This window comes from Pseudomonas maioricensis (assembly GCF_022790535.1).
In the GTDB taxonomy this organism is placed as follows: Bacteria; Pseudomonadota; Gammaproteobacteria; order Pseudomonadales; family Pseudomonadaceae; genus Aquipseudomonas; species Aquipseudomonas maioricensis.
In genome coordinates, this window is the sequence record NZ_LOHG01000013.1 from 90,753 (window position 1) to 110,568 (window position 19,816).

At 58.6% G+C, this 19,816-nt stretch carries 17 protein-coding genes; 8 read left to right on the plus strand and 9 right to left on the minus strand.

What is annotated here, in order from left to right; all coding sequences use genetic code 11:
- Positions 1 to 128: 128 nt before the first annotated feature.
- Genes hemL through AUC61_RS19720 form a run of 3 tightly spaced genes read right to left on the minus strand, consistent with a single transcriptional unit; the run spans position 129 to position 2,900 of the window.
- Positions 129 to 1,412 carry a glutamate-1-semialdehyde 2,1-aminomutase gene (gene hemL / locus AUC61_RS19710; protein ID WP_243247839.1) on the minus strand — a complete coding sequence of 428 codons (1,284 nt, stop codon included), beginning with the start codon at positions 1,410 to 1,412 and terminating at the stop codon, positions 129 to 131.
- Between the two features lie 40 nt (positions 1,413 to 1,452).
- On the minus strand, positions 1,453 to 2,079 hold the full coding sequence (gene thiE / locus AUC61_RS19715; RefSeq protein WP_243247840.1) for a thiamine phosphate synthase: 627 nt from the start codon (positions 2,077 to 2,079) through the stop codon (positions 1,453 to 1,455).
- A gap of 23 nt (positions 2,080 to 2,102) precedes the next feature.
- Positions 2,103 to 2,900 (minus strand): hydroxymethylpyrimidine/phosphomethylpyrimidine kinase, encoded by a 798-nt coding sequence (locus AUC61_RS19720; RefSeq protein WP_243247841.1) that lies wholly within the window; start codon positions 2,898 to 2,900, stop codon positions 2,103 to 2,105.
- A gap of 396 nt (positions 2,901 to 3,296) precedes the next feature.
- On the opposite strand from AUC61_RS19720, the gene AUC61_RS19725 reads away from it, so the two are divergent.
- The 4 genes from AUC61_RS19725 to AUC61_RS19740 all read left to right on the plus strand — a co-directional run bounded on the left by AUC61_RS19725 (position 3,297) and on the right by AUC61_RS19740 (position 9,525).
- Entirely contained in the window at positions 3,297 to 5,291 is a 1,995-nt protein-coding gene (locus AUC61_RS19725; RefSeq protein ID WP_243247842.1) for a sensor histidine kinase, read from the plus strand.
- 117 nt (positions 5,292 to 5,408) lie between these two features.
- Positions 5,409 to 7,058, plus strand: a complete 1,650-nt coding sequence (locus tag AUC61_RS19730; RefSeq protein WP_243247843.1) for an acyl-CoA dehydrogenase family protein — start codon at positions 5,409 to 5,411, stop codon at positions 7,056 to 7,058.
- 270 nt (positions 7,059 to 7,328) lie between these two features.
- Positions 7,329 to 8,825, plus strand: coding sequence for an AMP nucleosidase (gene amn / locus AUC61_RS19735; protein WP_243247844.1), 1,497 nt, complete (start codon positions 7,329 to 7,331; stop codon positions 8,823 to 8,825).
- Positions 8,826 to 8,892: 67 nt separating this feature from the next.
- Positions 8,893 to 9,525 carry a pseudouridine synthase gene (locus AUC61_RS19740; protein WP_243247845.1) on the plus strand — a complete coding sequence of 211 codons (633 nt, stop codon included), beginning with the start codon at positions 8,893 to 8,895 and terminating at the stop codon, positions 9,523 to 9,525.
- Positions 9,526 to 9,785: 260 nt separating this feature from the next.
- Here the strand turns inward: AUC61_RS19740 and AUC61_RS19745 are convergent, their stop codons facing one another.
- Both AUC61_RS19745 and AUC61_RS19750 read right to left on the minus strand, forming a co-directional pair.
- Entirely contained in the window at positions 9,786 to 9,986 is a 201-nt protein-coding gene (locus AUC61_RS19745; RefSeq protein ID WP_122662507.1) for a DUF2788 domain-containing protein, read from the minus strand.
- A 17-nt stretch (positions 9,987 to 10,003) separates the two neighbouring features.
- A complete protein-coding gene (locus tag AUC61_RS19750; RefSeq protein WP_027901835.1) occupies positions 10,004 to 10,483 on the minus strand; it encodes an Lrp/AsnC family transcriptional regulator in 480 nt (159 codons plus the stop codon).
- 450 nt (positions 10,484 to 10,933) lie between these two features.
- Here AUC61_RS19750 and AUC61_RS19755 point away from each other — a divergent pair, with 450 nt between their 5' ends.
- Positions 10,934 to 12,091, plus strand: a complete 1,158-nt coding sequence (locus AUC61_RS19755; protein ID WP_243247846.1) for a DUF6515 family protein — start codon at positions 10,934 to 10,936, stop codon at positions 12,089 to 12,091.
- Between the two features lie 13 nt (positions 12,092 to 12,104).
- Here the strand turns inward: AUC61_RS19755 and AUC61_RS19760 are convergent, their stop codons facing one another.
- Both AUC61_RS19760 and AUC61_RS19765 read right to left on the minus strand, forming a co-directional pair.
- Positions 12,105 to 12,998: a cation diffusion facilitator family transporter gene (locus tag AUC61_RS19760; RefSeq protein WP_243247847.1), complete on the minus strand. Its 894-nt coding sequence runs from the start codon at positions 12,996 to 12,998 to the stop codon at positions 12,105 to 12,107.
- 21 nt (positions 12,999 to 13,019) lie between these two features.
- Positions 13,020 to 13,439 carry a polyribonucleotide nucleotidyltransferase gene (locus AUC61_RS19765; protein WP_122662512.1) on the minus strand — a complete coding sequence of 140 codons (420 nt, stop codon included), beginning with the start codon at positions 13,437 to 13,439 and terminating at the stop codon, positions 13,020 to 13,022.
- Positions 13,440 to 13,753: 314 nt separating this feature from the next.
- Here AUC61_RS19765 and AUC61_RS19770 point away from each other — a divergent pair, with 314 nt between their 5' ends.
- Positions 13,754 to 14,311: an RBBP9/YdeN family alpha/beta hydrolase gene (locus AUC61_RS19770; RefSeq protein WP_243247848.1), complete on the plus strand. Its 558-nt coding sequence runs from the start codon at positions 13,754 to 13,756 to the stop codon at positions 14,309 to 14,311.
- Positions 14,312 to 14,351: 40 nt separating this feature from the next.
- Entirely contained in the window at positions 14,352 to 16,883 is a 2,532-nt protein-coding gene (hrpB, locus tag AUC61_RS19775) for an ATP-dependent helicase HrpB (protein WP_243247849.1), read from the plus strand.
- 60 nt (positions 16,884 to 16,943) lie between these two features.
- Here hrpB and AUC61_RS19780 read toward each other — a convergent pair whose 3' ends face one another.
- Both AUC61_RS19780 and AUC61_RS19785 read right to left on the minus strand, forming a co-directional pair.
- On the minus strand, positions 16,944 to 18,032 hold the full coding sequence (locus AUC61_RS19780) for an endonuclease/exonuclease/phosphatase family protein (RefSeq protein WP_243247850.1): 1,089 nt from the start codon (positions 18,030 to 18,032) through the stop codon (positions 16,944 to 16,946).
- A gap of 114 nt (positions 18,033 to 18,146) precedes the next feature.
- Positions 18,147 to 18,824 (minus strand): YciC family protein, encoded by a 678-nt coding sequence (locus tag AUC61_RS19785; RefSeq protein ID WP_243247851.1) that lies wholly within the window; start codon positions 18,822 to 18,824, stop codon positions 18,147 to 18,149.
- 181 nt (positions 18,825 to 19,005) lie between these two features.
- Here AUC61_RS19785 and AUC61_RS19790 point away from each other — a divergent pair, with 181 nt between their 5' ends.
- Entirely contained in the window at positions 19,006 to 19,764 is a 759-nt protein-coding gene (locus AUC61_RS19790; protein WP_243247852.1) for a DUF2076 domain-containing protein, read from the plus strand.
- Positions 19,765 to 19,816: the final 52 nt, after the last annotated feature.

A 19,816-nucleotide genomic window follows, 5' to 3' on the forward strand; every position in this document is an offset into this window, starting at 1 on the left:
GCGCGGGGCTGAAAAGCCCGGTTTTGCGGGGTGCGGTATGCCCGGTAGGCGCTAACTTGTTGGCGAGACGGTGTATCAGGGATACCGTCTCGCTAACAAGTTAGCTCCTGCCAGGGTTCATGCCGCCCTTATTTCAACGCCGCAAACGCCTTTTCGGCGGCATCCAGGGTCAGCTTCAATTCTTCATCGCCATGGGCAATGGAAGTGAAACCTGCTTCGAATGCGCTCGGGGCCAGGTAAACGCCACCCTCAAGCATCAGGTGGAAGAAGCGCTTGAAGCGATCAGCGTCGCTGGTCATGACGTCATTGAACGTCACAATTTCCTTGGCTTCACTGAAATACAGACCAAACATGCCGCCCGCCTGGGTGGTCACGAAGGGGATGCCTGCTGCATCAGCGCGTTGTTGCAGGCCTTCAAGCAGGCGGCGAGTGAAGTCGCTGAGTTCGTCGTGGAAACCCGGGCGGCTGATCAGGCGCAAGGTGGTCAACCCGGCCGCCATGGCCAATGGGTTACCCGAGAGCGTGCCTGCCTGATAAACCGGGCCGAGTGGCGCGATGTGAGACATGATTTCGCGTTTGCCGCCGAAACAGCCAACCGGCATGCCGCCGCCAATGATTTTGCCGAAGGTGCTCAGGTCCGGTGTCACGCCGTAGTAAGCCTGCGCGCCGCCAAGGGCTACCCGGAAACCGGTCATGACTTCGTCAAAAATCAGCACCACGCCGTACTCGTCGCACAGTGCACGCAAACCTTGCAGGTAACCCGGTGCTGGCGGTACGCAGTTCATGTTGCCCGCCACCGGCTCGACGATGATGCACGCGACCTCCTGGCCCACTTCGGCCAGCAATTCTTTAACGGCGTTCAGGTCGTTAAACGGTACGGTCAGCGTGTGTTTGGCGAATGCGGCGGGTACGCCCGGTGAACTCGGTACGCCCAGGGTCAGTGCGCCGGAACCGGCCTTGACCAACAGGCTGTCGGAGTGACCGTGATAGCAGCCTTCGAACTTGATGATGCTGTCGCGGCCGGTGAAACCACGGGCCAGACGAATGGCGCTCATGGTTGCTTCAGTGCCCGAGCTGACCATGCGGACCATTTCCATCGACGGTACGATCGAGCAGACCAGATCGGCCATCTCGGTTTCCATGGCGGTTGGCGCGCCGTAGGACAGACCGTGTTCCAGTTGGCTACGCACGGCGTCCAGCACTTCAGGATGGCTATGGCCGAGGATCATCGGTCCCCACGAGCCCACGTAGTCGACATAGCGCTTGTCATCTTCGTCGGTAACATAGGCACCGGCCGCATGCTTGAAGAACAACGGTGTGCCACCGACGCTCTTGAATGCGCGTACGGGCGAGTTAACGCCACCGGGAATATGTTTTTGGGCATTGGCGAACAGGGTTTCAGAACGGGACATGAGTAGGTCTCTGACTTAATCGAAATAGGGCCGGGCGCGGTCAGGCTCTGTTGAGCAATGCATTGAAGGCGCGGGCGCGGCGGGTGACTTCCTGGGTGTTTTCGGCGCCGAACAGGCCATGTACCACCGCCAGCAGGTCGGCACCGTGCTCAACCAGTTGCGGAGCGTTTTCCACGGTAACGCCACCAATGACAGCAATCGGCATGTTGAAGCGGGCACGAGCCTGGGCCAGCACATCCAGCCCGATGGCAGGAGCGTCAGGCTTGGTCGTAGAGTTGAAAAAGCGTCCGAAGGCGATATAAGTGGCGCCATCTGCTTTAGCCTTTTCGGCCATTTCCAGGCTGCCGTGACAGGTTGCGCCAACAATGGCCTTATGGCCCAGCAGCGCGCGGGCATCGGTCAGCGAGCCGTCGGTCTGGCCCATGTGCACACCCACATCCAGGCGCGCAGCCAGGTCAGCATCATCGTTGATGATCAGATGAGTCTTGTACTGCTGGCACAGCTTGAGCAGGGCGGTGGCTTCTCGCAGGCGTCTGGATTCATCGCCAGACTTGTCACGGTATTGCAGCAGAGTGACACCGCCATCAAGGGCGGCCTCGACGTAAGACAGGAATTTGCCAGCCAACAGGCGACTGTCGGTGACGGCATACAAGCCACGTAGTTTCATAGAAAGAGCCTCATCACGTGGCGTTACGAACAGAAATCCAGGGGCAGGCGCCGGGGAACAAATTGTCCTTTGCCCAGCTGTTCAGCATCGCGCAGCGTGCGCCAAGTGTAGTCCAGCGCGGTCTGTACGGCGCTGACCAGGTTTTCGCCTTGTGCCAGACGACCTGCCAGAGCGCTGGCCAGTGTGCAGCCGGAGCCATGGTAACTGCCGGGGAGGCGCTGGCAGATAAAGGTGCGTGTTTCACCGCCACGGCTATATAGGCGGTTGTGGACTTCCACCTCGTCACCATGCCCGCCGGTGATCAGCAGGTGTTCGCAGAATGGCAGCAGCTTTTCAGCACATTCGTCAGCTGTGCCTTCCGGTAATTCGGCCAGGATACGGGCCTCCGGCAGATTCGGCGTCGCGATGGTTGCCAGCGGCAGCAAGCGTTCACGCATGGCATAGCCGACTTCATCCTTGCCCAGACGCCCGCCGCCGCCAGCGCGCAGCACTGGATCGCAGACCATCGGCAGGTGAGGGTTCGCTTCAAGCAGCTGCACGACGGTGTCGACCATTTCCAGAGAGCCGAGCATCCCCAGCTTTACCGCCGCCACGGTCGAGTCATTGAGTACTGCATTGGCTTGCGCCAGTACCCACTCGCGATCCAGCACCCTGAAGTCAATGACATTCACGGTGTCTTGTATGGTCAGTGCGGTAACTGCCGGGGCCGCATGGCAACCCTGGGCGAGCAATGCTTCGATATCTGCTTGCAGACCGGCACCACCACTTGGATCGTGACCGGAGAGGCAGAGGACAACAGGGCGGGAGCTATAGATATTCATGGTGCGCGAGCTTACCACTAAACTTTTTTTGGCACCGCTCAGCAGACTCGGAATTTTCATACGGCCATTGGAGATTCTGAGCAGATATTCAGGGTGTGAATTTACTTTATAAATTCACGGGCTGGCTGTAAGTGCTGATTTAGAGCCTTTTAAACGATTTCAGAAAATAGTGCATCAGACCTTTTGGCAGCTATGCTTTAGAGCGTTGGCATGAAATAGTGATGGCACTAACCCGGTACGGCTGTGTGAAGTGAGCGAGCCTGTGCAAACAGGCCCACATTGAGATAGTTGTTTCAGACTGACTGGAACTACTCCAAAAAAATCAGGAACTGCAGAAAGCGTCGCTCCAATGGAAGGGGGTTAGCGACGTCAACTGACGGATCTATCCGGGGCTTTATGCGCTATTTGTTGATCATGCTGGTCGCCTTGTTGTCGCAGCTAGCCAGTGCCGTCGACTTCGACGAGAGCACTCGCAGTCTTGCGTTGGGCCGAGCAGTTCAGGTTTTTGAAGATGTCAGCGGCGAAGCGACGATCAGTGATGTCAGCTCTGCGGCGATGTCTGCGAGCTTCCGCGACCTTGGCAGCGACACCCTGAACGCAGGCGTTTCCAACTCCGCCTTCTGGCTCAGGGTTGATTTGCGCTATCTACCCCGAGACGTCACCGCTCACCGTGACTGGCTGGTGGAACTGGCCTATCCCCCCATGGATTACGTGGACTTTTACTTGCCGGATGCTCTTGGCACTCAGCACCTTGCCTGGCAGACCGGGGACATGCTCCCGTTCTCCAGCCGGCAGATCAAACAAGCCAACTATCTGTTCGAAGTCAGCCTTGAGCCTGGGCAAAGCAAGACCATTTACTTACGCGTGAAAAGCGCCGGCTCGATTCAGGTCCCCTTGAGTCTGTGGGACAGCAGCGCCTATCTGGAAGAACAACCGCCGCGTATGTATGTGCTTGGCGTGTTGTATGGCGTACTTCTGGTCATGCTGATTTACAACCTGTGCATCTATCTTGGCGTGCGTGACGTCAGCTACCTCTACTACGTTCTCTACATCGCACCTCTTGGGCTATATCAACTGGCACTTAACGGCATTGGCGTCGAGTTTCTGTGGCCAGAGAGTCCGTGGTTCGCCAATGTCGCGCCTTTGTTCCTGCTGATGATGTCGGTGCTGTTTGCCTGTCAGTTCGCCCGTTCTTTTTTGCAAACGAAGAAAGTTGGCCTTTGGCTCGATCACTCCCTGGTGCTCGTAATGGCAGCCGCAGGTGTGGTGATGTTGCTGAGCTTGTCACCTAATCTTGGCCTGGCGTTTCGCTTGTACGGTGGGTTGATGCTGATATTCACCGCGATGATCTTCGTCGCTGGTATCACTGCGATGTGTCATGGGGTTCGCGAGGCCCGGTATTTCGTTCTCGCCTGGGCTGCATTTCTGCTGGGCAGTGTGATTCACGTCGGCATGTTGTCGGGGTATTTGCCGCACACGTTCTTCACCATGTACGCCAACCAGATCGGCTCAGCCATGGAAGCGGCCCTTGTTTCCATCGCGTTGGCGGTGCGGATCAACCAAAGCCGCGAGGAACATGCGCAGATAATGCGCCAGGCCGGGGAAAATCTGGAGCGGGCCAACCAGGCACTGGCGGCAAGCAACCGGCTCAAGGATGAGTTTCTCGCCACCCTCACTCATGAGTTGCGCACACCCATGAACGGCGTGATCGGCTCGCTGGAGTTGATGCAGACCGTAGACCTGAACCCCGAACTTGCGTCTTACCATCAGACTGCCGCCAGTTCTGCGCAGGACATGATGGGCATGGTGAACGGCATTCTGACCCTCACCGAGTTGCAGGCCGGGCGGCTGCACGTCGTGCCTGAGCCCTTCGATTTACGCTGCCTCATCATGGCGCTCAAGGGGCACTACAACGCAGCCGCGCAGAACAAAGGGCTCAGGTTAGCCGTCGATTGGGTTGAGCCATTGCGAACCGATCTGGTGGGGGATGTATACAAGCTGCGCCAGTGTCTGGAATGCCTGTTGGATAACGCCATTAAGTTCACTCAGTTCGGCTCGGTCAGAATTCGCGTTCAGGAACTGGAGCATGGTGAGGGCCAGGTTCAACTGCTGATCGAGATAATCGACAGCGGTATAGGCTTTACCCGACTGGACGAATCAACCCTTTATCAGCATTTCTTTCAAGTGGACGGCTCATTGACTCGCCAATATGGCGGGCTAGGCATCGGCCTGGCGATTTGTCGGCAGTTGATAGAACTGCAGGGCGGGCGACTTAGCCATCATTCTGCGCCCGGCGAGGGCAGTTGCTTTGCGCTTAAAGTGACGCTCGGCGTTTCAGCGCAAACATCTGCGCTCACTGAACGGCCCGTAAGGCTGCGCAGTGGTCTATGAGGAGCAAGGCAAAAGCGCCGCAAATTCGTCGTATATGGCGCTTTTTAATAGGCTGAGTGCGTGATTCACTTCGTGTCTGGCTGTGTTTGAAGCGCGCCCGACAGAGAGGAAATCGCCATGAACCTGCATCAGTTCGCCGAAACCCACGAAGTCACCAATCAACCGCCCTCGCTCGATGGCGCCAATCTCTACCGTCTGGATCTGCCATTGCAACAATGGTCGGACCGCTTCGGTGCGGGTTGGGCTGAGGCGCGAATTGATGCCTACGGTGCATTGGCGGGTGGCCCTCTGATGGAAGCCGGTTTTCTTGCCAATCAAAATAAACCGGTGTTCGCCAGCCATGACCGGTATGGGCATCGCATCGATCTGGTGGAGTTTCACCCTGCTTATCACCAGTTGATGCGTACGGCGGTTGAACACGGTATTCCGTCATTGCCGTGGGCGGATCCTCAGCCCGGTGCTCACGTAGCGCGCGCGGCCATGAGCTACCTGCACAGCCAGGCCGAAGCAGGCAGTGGATGCCCATTGACCATGACCTTTGCCAGTGTGCCTGCGTTGAATGTGCAGCCTGGGCTGGCCGAGCAGTGGCTACCGAAGATCCTCGCCTGCGAATATGACCCACGAAATGTCGGCATGGCACACAAGGCGGGTGTGACTATTGGCATGGCCATGACCGAAAAGCAGGGCGGTACCGATGTTCGGGCCAACACCACCCGGGCTTACCCCATCGGTGCTCCGGGTCCGGGGCAGGCTTATGAGCTGGTCGGACACAAGTGGTTCTGTTCGGCGCCGATGTGCGATGCGTTTTTGACTCTGGCGCAGACGGACAAGGGGCTGACCTGTTTCTTGCTGCCGCGCCATCGCCCGGATGACACCCGTAACGAGTTTTACATACAGCGACTGAAGAACAAGCTGGGCAATTGGTCCAACGCTTCCAGTGAAGTCGAGTTTCGCGGCGCATTCGCCTGGATGATCGGAGAAGAGGGGCGTGGCGTGCCGACAATCATCGAAATGGTTGCCATGACTCGTTTTGATTGCATGGTCGGCTCCAGCGCGCTGATGCGTCAGGCCTTGAGCCAGGCGACCCATCATTGTGCTCATCGTAGCGTCGGCGGGCGGGTGTTGGCTGATCAGCCACTCATGCAGAACGTCCTGGCTGATCTGGCGCTGGAGAGCGAAGCGGCGCTGGCCCTGAGCATGCGGATGGGGCGTGCGCTGGATCATCTGGATGATCCGCACGAGGCGCGTTTTGCCCGACTGGTCACGGCAGTGGGCAAGTACTGGATCTGCAAACGCGCACCGGCCATGATCAACGAGGCCGCTGAATGCATGGGCGGTGCGGGATATGTAGAGGACAGCATCCTGCCGCGGCTGTATCGCGAAGCGCCTGTCAACTCTACGTGGGAAGGTTCCGGCAACGTGCAGTGTCTGGATGTGTTGCGCGCCTTGTCCAAAGAGCCGGGCGTGCTCGATACCTTGTTTGCCGAGTTGGGTGATGGCCATGGAGATCAGGATCTGGCTGTACGTATCGATGGTCTGAAAGCGGCCTTTAGAGATACCAGCGATATCCAGTACCGCGCCCGGCAATTGACTGAGGACATCGCCTTGGCGCTGCAGGCCAAGTTACTGCTTGAAGCAGGTAATGCGGCGGTCAGCGATGCGTTTATCGCCAGTCGTCTGGCTTCTCGAAGCTCGGTTTACGGCACTCTGCCAAGAGGTGTTGATGTGCAAGCGCTGGTTGCACGATCCACTCCGATGGTTGGCTGAGGCACATAGCCCGCCGGGATTGCCTGGATACTTGTGGGAGCGAGGCTTGCCCGCGATATAGACGCTGCGGTGTATCAGATAGAGCGAGTCGCCCATATCGCGGGCAAGCCTCGCTCCCACAAGTCCATGTATGCCGTAAGTTGGTAGCACCTCTGGAATATTTGGTGTTTATCCCGGCCTTTCCCAATTAAAGTCGGTCTCACCTGACCATGACCAGGCAATACCTTCCGCACTACGCCACTAGTGCCTTCCCTCTGCGATGCAGGCAAGATGGGCCACTGCAAGATCAGAAGGATACCAATCGTGACCGAAACCTTTATCGTCGTGGATACCCCCGAACAAGCCGTGGATCGCCTTGCTGAACTGCATGAGCGCGCAACCAGTGCGTTGAGTCAGGCACTCAAGCGCTACCTGAAGGACCGGGTCGAGCCTGATGCAGCTCAGCGTTCCCTGTTTCGCTACCCGGAGTTACGCCTGACTTATCACTGTCAGGGCGAAGTGCCGCTGACCACTCGGGCCTACGCCAAGGTCCAGTTGCCGGGCAACTACAGCGTGACCGTGACTCACCCGGCCGCCTTCCGCAAATACCTGCTCGAACAACTCGGGCCCTTGATGAACGACTTCACGATTACGGTTGAGGTCGGCGTCAGCGAACAGAATATTCCGTACCCCTATGTGGTTGAGCAGGGCGATGAGCTGGCGGGCTCTGGCGTAACGGCTGCAGCGCTCGCGCGGGTTTTCCCCAGCACCGACCTGTCTGCCGCCACCGACGGCATCGCTGATGGCCTTTATGACTGGGCCAATACTGATCCACTGCCGCTGGCCTTGTTCGATGCCGCCCGGGTCGATTTTTCGTTGCGTCGCCTGGTGCATTACACCGGTAGCGATTGGCGTCATGTGCAGCCGTGGATCCTGCTGACCAACTATCACCGCTACGTTGACCAGTTCATCGTTCACGGCCTGGAAAAGCTGCGCGAAGACCCGCGCTTTGTGCGCATGGTGTTGCCGGGTAACGTCATCGTCGAAAAGAGCATGGATCACGGTGAAGCGCAGGCCATTGTTGCCAGTGTGGTATGGCATCGTTATCAAATGCCGGCTTATCACCTGATCGCCGAAGACGGTCATGGCGTGACGCTGGTCAACATCGGTGTCGGCCCGTCCAACGCCAAGAACATCACCGATCACCTCGCCGTGCTGCGTCCGCATTGCTGGTTGATGATTGGTCACTGCGGCGGCCTTCGCCAGTCCCAGACGATCGGCGACTATGTGCTGGCTCACGCTTACATGCGTCGCGACGGGATTCTCGATCGCGTACTGCCGCCTCATATCCCGATCCCGGCCCTCGCCGAAGTGCAGCTGGCTCTTCAGGAGTCGGCAGCGCAGATCACCGGCGAGCGTGGCGACGACCTGAAGAAGCGGCTGCGTACCGGCACGGTGCTGACCTATGACGACCGTAACTGGGAGTTGCGTTGGGCGCAGGAGCGTCCGCTGATCAACCTGTCCCGTGCAGTTGCTGTGGACATGGAAAGCGGCACCATCGCCGCTCAGGGTTATCGCTTGCGGGTTCCGTACGGCACGTTGCTCTGCGTCTCGGACAAACCGCTGCACAGTGAAATCAAACTGCCTGGCTCTGCCAACGCGTTCTACGAACGAGCGGTCAGCCAGCATTTGAAGATCGGTATTGCCGCGCTGGACCTGATGCGCACTCAGCTCAACTCGCTGCATTCACGCAAACTGCGCAGCTTTGATGAGCCGCCGTTCCGTTGATTAATTAGGTGATGAACGAAAGGGCCATTAAAGTGGCCCTTTCTGTTTTCCGAATACCAAAACTTTCATGCCCCGTACCCAGCGTCCTCCTGCTCGTCGCCCATCACCTGCCAATGCCGGTGCAAACCGCCGTGTCGCCAAGGCTCCGCCTGCCGAGCCAAAACTGATCCTGTTCAACAAACCATTCGATGTGCTGACCCAGTTCAGTGATGCTGAAGGGCGGGCGACGCTCAAGGATTTCATCGAGATCCCCGGTATTTATCCTGCCGGGCGACTGGATCGGGACAGCGAAGGATTGTTGCTGCTGACCAACGACGGCCAGCTTCAAGCACGCATCGCTGACCCGAAACACAAACTGCCCAAGACGTACTGGGTGCAGGTTGAAGGCGAGCCCAGTGCCGAACAGATGCAGCAATTGCGTGACGGCGTGCAGCTCAATGATGGCCCGACCTTGCCCGCTCAGGCACGGCAACTGGACGAACCACAACTTTGGCCGCGCGACCCACCGGTGCGCTTTCGTAAAAGCGTGCCGACCAGTTGGCTGGAGCTGATCATCAAGGAAGGCCGCAACCGCCAGGTCCGGCGCATGACCGCTGCGGTAGGTCTGCCGACGTTAAGGCTGGTTCGGGTGAGGATCGGCGACTGGACAATCGAAGGGCTTGATCAGGGGCAATGGCGGGAAGTGCCTGCGAGGTTGTAGCGCGGGTTAGAACTTGTGGGAGTAGAGCTTGCTCGCGATACAGGCAACGCGGTCTAAAGTGAATCGCGTCCAGCCCTGTCGCGAGCAAGCTCTGCTCCCACATAGACCGCGCGATCCCGTAGGACCGGTTGCAGCCGGGAGGACGTCGGAGCATTTGCTAAATATCCTTCGCCTGAAATACTCCCTCCCGGCTAAAGCCAGTCCTACGGGGCGGGATCAGTGCTTGCAGGCAAACATAGAATCTCCCACATGAAGTTGCATTAGCTTTCTAGATAAGCAATCACAACGGTCTTGATCACAAACGCCATAATTCCCAAGCCCAGCACGAAGAACAGGATCAGGGTACCAAACCGTCCGGCTTTGGACTTTTTCGCCAGATCCCAGACGATGAAGCCCATGAAGCCGACAAGAAGGGTGATGAGGATCGTCATCATCCATTGCTCGAAAACTTCAGGCTCCATGACTTATCTCCAGACCATCAGTTGCGCAGGTGTACCAAGGGTAACTCGGTGCTGGCCAGAACCTGATTGAGCACAAAGCTCGATTTCACGCTGGTCACACCGTCGATGCGGGTAAGGTGCCCTAATAGCAGTTTCTGATAGTGATCCATGTCAGCCACCACCACTTTCAACTGATAGTCCGCATCCATACCGGTCACCAGGCTGCATTCGAGCACTTGTGGCAGGTTGCGAATTTGCGCCTCGAAGTTCTCGAAGCGGTCTGGCGTATGTCGATCCATGCCAATCAGCACGTAGGCCGTCAGGTTCAGGCCGAGTTTTTTTCGGTCCAGCAGTGCAACCTGCCTGACGATATAACCGTCGTCTTCCAGTTGCTTGACGCGTCGTGAGCAGGGCGAAGGGGACAGACCGATACGTTCAGCCAGTTCCTGATTGGAGATGCGCGCGTCGCGCTGCAATTCCGCCAAAATACTCAGGTCATATCTGTCGAGTTTGCTCACGAAGTTCACCTTCCTAGGTTCGATTGCGCTGAATTATTCATCCGAAGCTAAAAATTGCGCAAGTAATGTTTTATCCAGCAACATTAGCAATCCTGTGCTGATGCCTCAGGCCTATTCTTTTAAACAGAATCACTGCCCGGACATAGCGTCCAGCGCGGCTCGCCCAATCAGGCCAGCTGCGGCCTCCAGCCCCAAAGGGTTGGCAAGGCCCCCGGGCTACATACTGTCCAGAAGACGGCATGAGGTGAGCCGACGCCACAAGCGTTGAGCCAGGACGAAATTCCCGAAGGGGGGCCGCCAGGTCCCCCTTTTCTTTGTGCGCCGTTTTTACGGTTAGCTCCTTTGTGCACAGATGTGTTCGCCGCTAGTAGCGTCCTGATAGCATGCGGCGAACGGCGCATCAATAATGCAGTCTTAACCACATATATCCGGCGCCCCTGTGAGGAAAGCATGAAATCGCGTATCTGGCATTTGGCAGGCTTGAGCCTGTTATGTGTAAGCATCAGTACTCAGGCTTTGGCCGGGGATGACGCGCCACGTGATCAGATCCGTGGCAGCTCTGGCGGGCAGCGCGAGCAACCCAATGCTTCGCAACAACTGCAAAACCAGCAGCGGCAGAATCAGCAACAGATCCAGCAGCAGCGTGATCAACAGCGCGGCGTCGAGCGTCAGCAGGATCAACAGATTCGTAATGCTGATCGCCAACAACAGCAGCAGATTCAAGAGCAGCAGAACCAGCAGCGGCAGGTCGAGCGTCAACAGCAGCAACAGATTCGTGACGTTGACCGCCAGCAACAGCAGCAGATCCAGCAACAACAAATTCAGCAACGTCAGGCCGAACGGCAGCAACAGCAGCAAATCCAGCAGCAACAGATTCAACAGCGGCAGATAGATCGTCAGCAGTTAGATCAGCGTCAGAACAATCTGCCGATCCAGAGTGGCCCAGGTGAGGCGCGTCAGACTCAGCCGCCGCGCCAAGGCTACTATCAGGACAATGGTTATCGCGGCAGCCGGGGCGATAACCGCCCGAACGATCACTGGACCGGTCGCCCGGATGGTCACGGCAATGGCTGGGGCCCTGGCCCGCAATATCGCCCGGGGCATGTCATCGATCGAGTTCCGGGTAACTACTCGCGCGTTCCATACCGTGGCCTGGATTACTTTTACTCAGACGGATATTGGTACCGTCCACAAGGCCCACGCTACGTGATTGTGACGCCGCCCTACGGGGTGCGGGTGCGCAGCTTGCCTGCTTACTCTCAGGAAGTCTGGATGGGCAGTTCGCTGTACTTTGTGGCTGCGGGGACTTACTACACCTACCAGAACGACACGCAGGATTATGTGGTGGCCTATCCGCCGCAAAACGTCGAGCCTGTTTATACGCCACAAATGCCTGCATCCAGCCCGTATGACCCGATTGCGTACCCGAACAATGGCCAGAATGCTGAGCAGGTCGCGCAGGACAAGTACGATTGTTATCGCTGGTCAGTAGAGCAGAGCAGCTTTGACCCAAATGACCCGAATTCGCCCAATGCCCCGGCGATGATCCAGGTCTACCGTCGCTCCATGGTGGCTTGCCTGATGGGACGCGGCTATACCATCAACTGAGGCAGCAACTGAGTCAGACGGTTGCGGGTCGCACCACTTCCTGCGGGTCGGCGTGCACCAGCACTTCGGCCTTCGGGTATTCGCTGTTGATCGCGGCCTCAACCTGATCGCAAAGGGCGTGCGCGACCGACAACGTCAGGCTGCCGGGCAATTCCAGGTGCAGTTGCACGAACCAATGGTTGCCGGAAATCCGCGTGCGCAAGTCATGCGCGCCGAGAACGCCGGGCACGCTGCACGCCAGTTCGAGCATGCGGGCGCTGACATCCACCGGCAATTCCTCGTCCATTAGCACCGAAATGGTTTCCCGGGCGATCTGGAAAGCGCTCCACAGGATGTACAGGGAAATGCCCAGGCCGAACCAGGCGTCCAGTTGCTGCCAGCCAAACCATGCCAGAACCAGCGCCAGCAGGATGCCCATGTTCAGCAACATATCCGAGCGGTAGTGCAACGAGTCGGCGCGAATCGCGGCTGAGCCGGTTTCCTTGATCACTTTGTGCTGAAGCGCCAGCAGAGCGAAGGTTAGCGCCAGAGAAAGCAGCATGACCGCAATGCCCAGGCCAGGCGCACCAATCGGTTCCGGGTTCTGAATCCGTTCCACGGCCTGGAAGCCGATGAGGCAGGCGCTGACGGCAATGAACAGTGCCTGAGCCATCCCCGACAGCGCTTCCGCCTTGCCATGCCCATAACGGTGATCATCATCGGCAGGGCGCAGGGCGTAATGCACTGCCAGCAGGTTGAGAAACGATGCCGCTCCATCGAGCAGGGAATCGGTCAGCCCGGCCAGCAGGCTGACCGAGCCACTGAGCCACCACGCCACTGCCTTCGCGACGATCAGGATACTGGCGACCGCCAGCGATGCCCGGGTTGCGAGACGCAACAGGCGGGCGTGTTCGAGGCTGGTGCTCATGGTACTTCCTTCAAATTACAGTCAGGCCGACGGCGCGAGGCCCAGTGAAGCCAGTTGTTGCACACTGCCACGATGCTGGATCAGGCGTGGATCGTTCAGTGGCAGCGAGCGGCCCAGTTCTGTTTCCAGAATGGCCTGTAGCTTGCTGTTATCAACACTGCCGTCGGCATTAACGGCTGGTTGAAGTTTTTGCGGGTCAATCTGCGCGCTCTGGCCGTGCGGGAAATAAATCGCACCGGTCGCGAAGTCGACGCCAAAGGCGATCAGGCCCGGGATCACATAGAACAGCAGGCCGACGGCGTCGAGCACGGCGATTGCCGGGTCAATCTTGCCGTCGATCTGCCCGCGTCGATCAGGGTAGAAAATACTGCCGCATGCGGTGAGTTGAGTCAGCAGAGTAGCGACCACAACGCCGCCGATGAAACGAGTAGGAATGCGCATGAACATCTCCATCAAGTGAAGTGGCAACTATACAAGGCAAATAACGCAGAGCTATGACTATTACGTGGGTCTGCGGTTCTCGGCGCAACTGATCAGGCCGAATCCTGTAGGAGCTCACCGAGGTTACGAGGCCAGCGATGGCGGTTTGTCTGACACTCCACTATCGCTGGCCTCGTAACCTCGGTGAGCTCCTACAGGTACAGTGTTTGCCTCGACACAGTGACCGTTCCTGACCTGCTGGGCCTGAGCATCCATGATTTACTCGCCCACCCAAGGCACTGCATATTGCTCACGTATTCAAAAGGAGACGAATGATGTCAGTCAGGGTTTTGATTTTGCCGGGGCTGTTTAACTCGGGCGAAGCGCATTGGCAATCGCAGTGGGAGCGGCAGTTCCCCGATTTGCATAGGGTTGAGCAACAGGACTGGGAAACACCGGTCGCTGCGGATTGGGTCGAGCGCCTCAATCAGGAAATCATGGCGACCGACGGTGAAGTCGTGCTGGTTTGCCACAGTCTGGCCTGCACCTTGATCACCCGTTGGGCCGAGCACTATCCAGAGGCGTACAAGGTCCGCGGCGCTTTGCTCGTGGCACCCAGCGATACGGAAGCGGACAGCTATCCACCAGGCACTCGCGGTTTCACACCGATGTCGACGCAACGCCTGCCATTCCCGACCATTACCGTCGCCAGTACGGACGATCCTTATGTCACCCAGGAGCGAGCCCGTTTCTTCAGCGAGTCGTGGGGCAGCGATCTGATCTGGCTGGAGAATGCTGGCCACATCAATGGCCAATCCGGATACGGACCTTGGCCGCAAGGTCTCGAATTGTTGTACCGACTGACAGGCGACGCTCGTTTCGAGCTCAAATAGCCGTCGACACGTATAATCGGCGGCCAGTTCTGGAGCTGCCATGATTTCCCTGCCCATCGATGCCGTAATTCCCGATCTGCGCCAGGCTTTGTCCGAGCGCCATGAAGCGGTGCTTGAAGCGCCGCCCGGTGCAGGCAAAACCACGCGGGTGCCGTTGGCGCTGCTTGAGGAAACCTGGCTGGCCGGGCAAACCATTCTGATGCTTGAGCCGCGTCGGCTGGCGGCTCGGGCGGCGGCTGAGCGACTGGCCAGTGAGCTGGGTGAAAAGGTCGGTGAGACCGTTGGCTACCGGATCCGTCTGGAAAGCCGAGTAGGCCCCAACACACGTATCGAAGTGGTCACTGAAGGCATTCTGACCCGTCGCTTGCAGGATGATCCGGCGCTGGAAGGCGTGGGTTTGCTAATCTTTGACGAATTCCACGAGCGCAGCCTGGATGCAGACCTGGCGCTGGCATTGAGCCTCAATGGCAGGGAATTGTTCCGCGATGAGCAACCGCTGAAAATCCTGCTGATGTCAGCCACGCTGGAGGGCGAGCGGCTTTCCAGTCTGCTGGAAAGCGCACCGGTGGTCCGCAGCGATGGCCGAATGTTTCCGGTGCAAATGCAGTGGGGGCGACCTTTCCAGCCCGGCGAATTTATCGAGCCACGTGTGGTGCAGACCGTCCTGGATGCGATCAACGATCAAAGCGGTAGCCTGCTGGTTTTCTTGCCGGGGCAGGCCGAGATTCGGCGGGTTAATCAGCAACTGGCGGATGCGCTGGGCTCGCGCCCCGACATTCTGCTGTGCCCGTTACATGGCGAACTGGACCTGAACGCCCAGCGCGCGGCTATAGAGCCTGCACCGAAAGGCATTCGCAAAGTGGTGCTGGCAACGAATATTGCCGAAACCAGCTTGACCATTGATGGCGTACGCGTGGTGATCGACGCCGGTCTGGCGCGAGTGCCGCGATTTGATCCGGGCAGCGGCATGACCCGGCTTGATACGCAGCGCATTTCCAGGGCCAGCGCTACCCAGCGTGCCGGTCGAGCGGGACGGTTGGAGCCAGGCGTGTGTTATCGGCTGTGGTCCGAAGCTCAGCACGAGCAACTCGCTGCGTATGGAGCGGCAGAAATCCTGCAGGCAGATCTCGCCGGTTTAGCTTTGCAACTGGCGCGCTGGGGCGTGATGCCGACGCAGCTGGCCTGGCTCGACGTGCCACCGGCCGCGGCTTATGGTCAGGCTCAGGATTTGCTGCGACGTCTCGGCGCCTTGAGCAGCCAGCCGGGTGACGAACCCAAACTTACGCCTCACGGTCAGGCCATGGCTGAATTGCCCGCGCACCCACGTATCGCCCATTTGCTGTTGCGCGGTCAGGCGCTGGGGCTTGGCAGTCTGGCCTGCGATGTTGCCGCTTTACTTGGCGAACGCGACATTCTGCGTGGTGTGGGGGCGGATTTGCACAGTCGCTTGAGCCTGCTTGAAGGCACTGAACGTGCAGCTCGCGGCGCACAAGGCGGCGTACAGCGGGCCAAACAACTGGCTCGCCAATACCGCAGTTATTTGCGCGGTTCTGCGACCGAACCGGTCAGCGATCCAGACCATCCGCGCTGGCTTGGCGCTCTGCTGGCGCTGGCTTATCCCGACAGGGTCGCGCAGCAACGCAAGGCTGGCGGTGCCGAGTATCGACTGGCCAATGGTCGTGCTGCGCTGTTTGCCGAGGTCGATGCATTGATGAAGCAACCTTGGCTGGTGGTCGCTGATCTTGGCAGCCGTCACGGGCAGCGCGAAGAGCGTATCTATCTGGCAGCCGAATTTGATCCGGCCTTGTTTGACTCAGTGCTGGCTGAGCAGGTGACCCAGCTCGATCAACTGGATTGGGATGAGCGCGAAGGCGTATTCCGTGCCGAGCGCCAGCGCAAGGTCGGGGAGTTGATCCTGAGCCGCGAGCCACTGACCGGGCTGGATGAGTCCGCCAAAGGTCAGGCGTTGCTGGCACTGGTGCGCCGCAAAGGTCTGGAGTTATTGCCCTGGACGCCCGAACTGCGCCAATGGCAGGCGCGCGTCGGTTTGTTACGGTCGCTGGACCTGCAGCAAAAGGACAGCAGCGAATGGCCAGATGTCAGCAACGCAGGTTTGCTTGAACGGCTGGAAACCTGGCTGCTGCCGTATCTGGGCAAAGTGTCGCGGCTTAGCCATTTCAGCAATCTGGACCTGTCCTCCATCCTGCATAACGCGTTGCCGTGGCCTTTGCCCCAGCGTCTGGATGAGCAGGCCCCGCATCACTTGAGCGTGCCGTCCGGGTCATCGGTACGGCTGGATTACAGCGAGCACCCACCGATTCTCGCCGTGCGCTTGCAAGAGCTGTTTGGTCTGGCGGATACGCCGCGCATCGCCAATGGACGACAGATCGTCAAGCTACACCTGTTATCCCCGGCCCGCCGTCCGGTGCAGGTCACGCAAGACCTGGCCAACTTCTGGCGCAGCACGTATGCCGAAGTGAAAAAGGATTTGAAGGGCCGGTACCCAAAGCACTATTGGCCGGATGACCCGCTGATTGCCGAGCCTACGGCCCGGATCAAGCCGAGGAAGTAGAGGCCAGCGGCCGGTCCCACGACATCGCGCAGATACCTCGATTTCTGCGCGACAGAGTTTTCAGGGCAATACCGGCAACAAAAACCGCCCAATCACTGGCAAGTGATTGGAGATCAGCAGCGTGTCTTCCTGGCGCACGGCAGCGCCGACGCGTTTGAGGCGCGGGCTGAAAAACAGGTAGTCGACGGTTCGGTCCGGGCCGTTGATGCGTGGGTCATTGGGGAAATGCGTTAGCCATTTCGAGCGATCAATACCGCTTGCTTCAACGTTGTTGGGGATCATCGGGTATTTGTCCCACAGCACGTGCAATTGGCTGTCCGGCTGGTACAACGAGCGTTGCTCGGCTGGGAGGCGCTGATACTGACCCAGCGGCAGCAGATTGAAATCCCCGCCGATCAACCATGGCGTGCCACTGGCTTCGAACTTGTCCAGCAGCTTGCTGGTGACCTGCACCTGACGCTGCATGGCGTCGTCGCCTTCGACAAAGGTGTCCAGATGCGTGTTGATGACCGCCAGATGGCCGCCGTCACGCAATGGTAGATAACTGACCAGAAGGGCGGGTTTGCGCTGGAATTGACGACTGATCAGGTTGGCATCGCGAATCGGCAGCTGGATGCGTTCAGCCCGGTCGATTTCGAAACGACTCAGGGTCGCGAGCTTCATGCCGACGCTGCCTGCGATATGCGGATTCGGCACGAAATCGGCTTTCCAGTAGAACGCCTCGGTGCTGCACGGGTACAGGTCGGTCACGCGCTCCTGCAGCAACGCCAGTTGATCGTCGTAACCGGTGTTCTTCGCGCCATCGTTCACCTCTTGCAACAGGACTATGTCCGGCTGCTCGTCACGAATCACCCGGGCGACTTCATCGAGATTGAAGGCTACATCTTCTGGCGTTGGCCGCTCATCCTGACCGCTACCATCGGCCATGTCGTACCAGAACACGTAACGCTTGCCCGCCAGGTACTGGATGTTCCAGGTCATGACTTTGAGCGCTTGCCCGGGCACCAGGCGTTGAGCATGGCCTTCAGGGCTACAGGCCACAGGCAGCTCTTCACGTTGAACGGGGCGCCATGTCAGGGTGTAGATCAGCCCCAGCACCACGCTGGCCAGCAGTACAAGAATCAGAATGAAACGGGTCAGACGACTCATGGGCTCGGCTTAGAACGCGCTGCGTTCAGTCAGAAGTTCGCGGTGCAGGGCTTTTGAAACAACGTGCAGCCCGAGCATAGCCGACTGGAACCTGATTGACAGCCTTCGTCTCGGCTACTCCAGCTCTTCGGGTGGTGCTGGTGGTTCATTGAGCAGCATGAACAAGCGGAACATCACCACACTGGTGAACAACTGCAGGAAGCTGCTCACGACATTAATCAGCAACGTGGCTGCAGCGTTCTGCGGCTCAGGCAGTAGAAAGTAAGCGATGCCTTCCAGCAGCGACAGCGGAATATAGATGCACAGCACGCAGGTCAGGATGCGCACGAAATGGCCTTTGCTCATCTCGAAGCTTGCGCGCATTGCCATCAGAGGTGTCAGGCCGCGCAGGACCAGCAGGTATTCAGCGAACACCAGTTTGACCATTACCCAGATGCCGGGAAGGATAAACAGCGACAGGCCAAACATGATCAGCAGCGTGCTCAGCGCCGAGAGCACGGCGAAGGTTGGCCACATGCGTAACGCCATGGCCAGCAGGTCACGTGGCCGCGGTTGATCACCGCCACGGCTGCGGGCGTCCAGAAACAGAATCAGTGCGCAGGTGTAGAGCGGGTAGAACAACAGGCCGATCAGTAACTCGTAGGCCGATGAAGAGTTGGCCGTCAGCGAACCGCTCAGCGCCTGCTTGGCCAGCGCCTCAACGATGACCAGCGGCAGACACAGCACCAGAATGCTCGTCAGGTTGCGCCGAAAAAAATACAGAGAGTCGGTAAGAATGGTAAGCGGGTTCATTAGTATCGGGTCGCAGAAAAAAAGCAGGCGGTCACTTTAGCTGGCTAACCAGGCACCGGCCAGAGCCTTCTTAACATTTGCGACAGTCTATTGAAACGCCCTGGATTAGCCCCATTACCTTGCTTACGCGCTGGCTATCCGGCCAGGCGAAGATTTTTAACGGCAATCTAACGAGGTCGCCATGAACAGCGAAGAGCAAACCCTGATCGACGGTCTTTTCACCAAGCTGAAAAGTGCCGAAACCGGTTCAGCCCCCCGCGACGTCGAGGCTGAAGCCAGGATCAAGGAGCATCTCAACCAGCAACCGGCCGCGCCTTATTACATGGCGCAGGCGATCCTGGTGCAGGAAGCGGCAGTCAATCAGCTCAACCAGCAGGTCAAAGAGCGCGACGAGCAAATCCAGCGTCTGCAGGCTGAACTCCAGCAGGCGAAGGCTCAAGGTTCTTCTGCTCCGGCGCAGGGCGGAGGCGGGTTCTTGTCGAGCATCTTCGGTGGTGGCGGTAACCGTCCGCAGCCGCAAGCACAACCGCAGCAGTCGTTCTCCCAACCGCCAGCGTCATCGGGTGGTGGCTGGCGTGATGGCCCGTCCAGCCCGCCGCCTTACAACGCGCCGCAGGGTAACTATGCCGCGCCACAGCAGCAGGCTCCGCGCGGTGGTGGTTTTCTCGGCGGTGCGTTGCAAACCGCAGCCGGTGTCGCCGGTGGTGTAATGCTGGCGCAGGGACTGAGCAGCATGTTCGGCAATCACAACCCGCCCGAGGAAGTTGTTGAAGTCATCAAGGAAGAGCCTGCCCAAGTTGCAGATCACAGCCCTCAGGATTCTGGTGGCGGCTGGAACGATGGTCAGGAGAGCGTGAGCAGCAACGATTCATACGGCAACGATCAAGGCGGCTGGGATGACGGCGGCTTTGATGGCGGGGATGATGATTCGTTTGTTTGATTGAAGCGTTGATGGAGACTTGGCGGACCTGCCGAAGGCTGCGATAGCCATT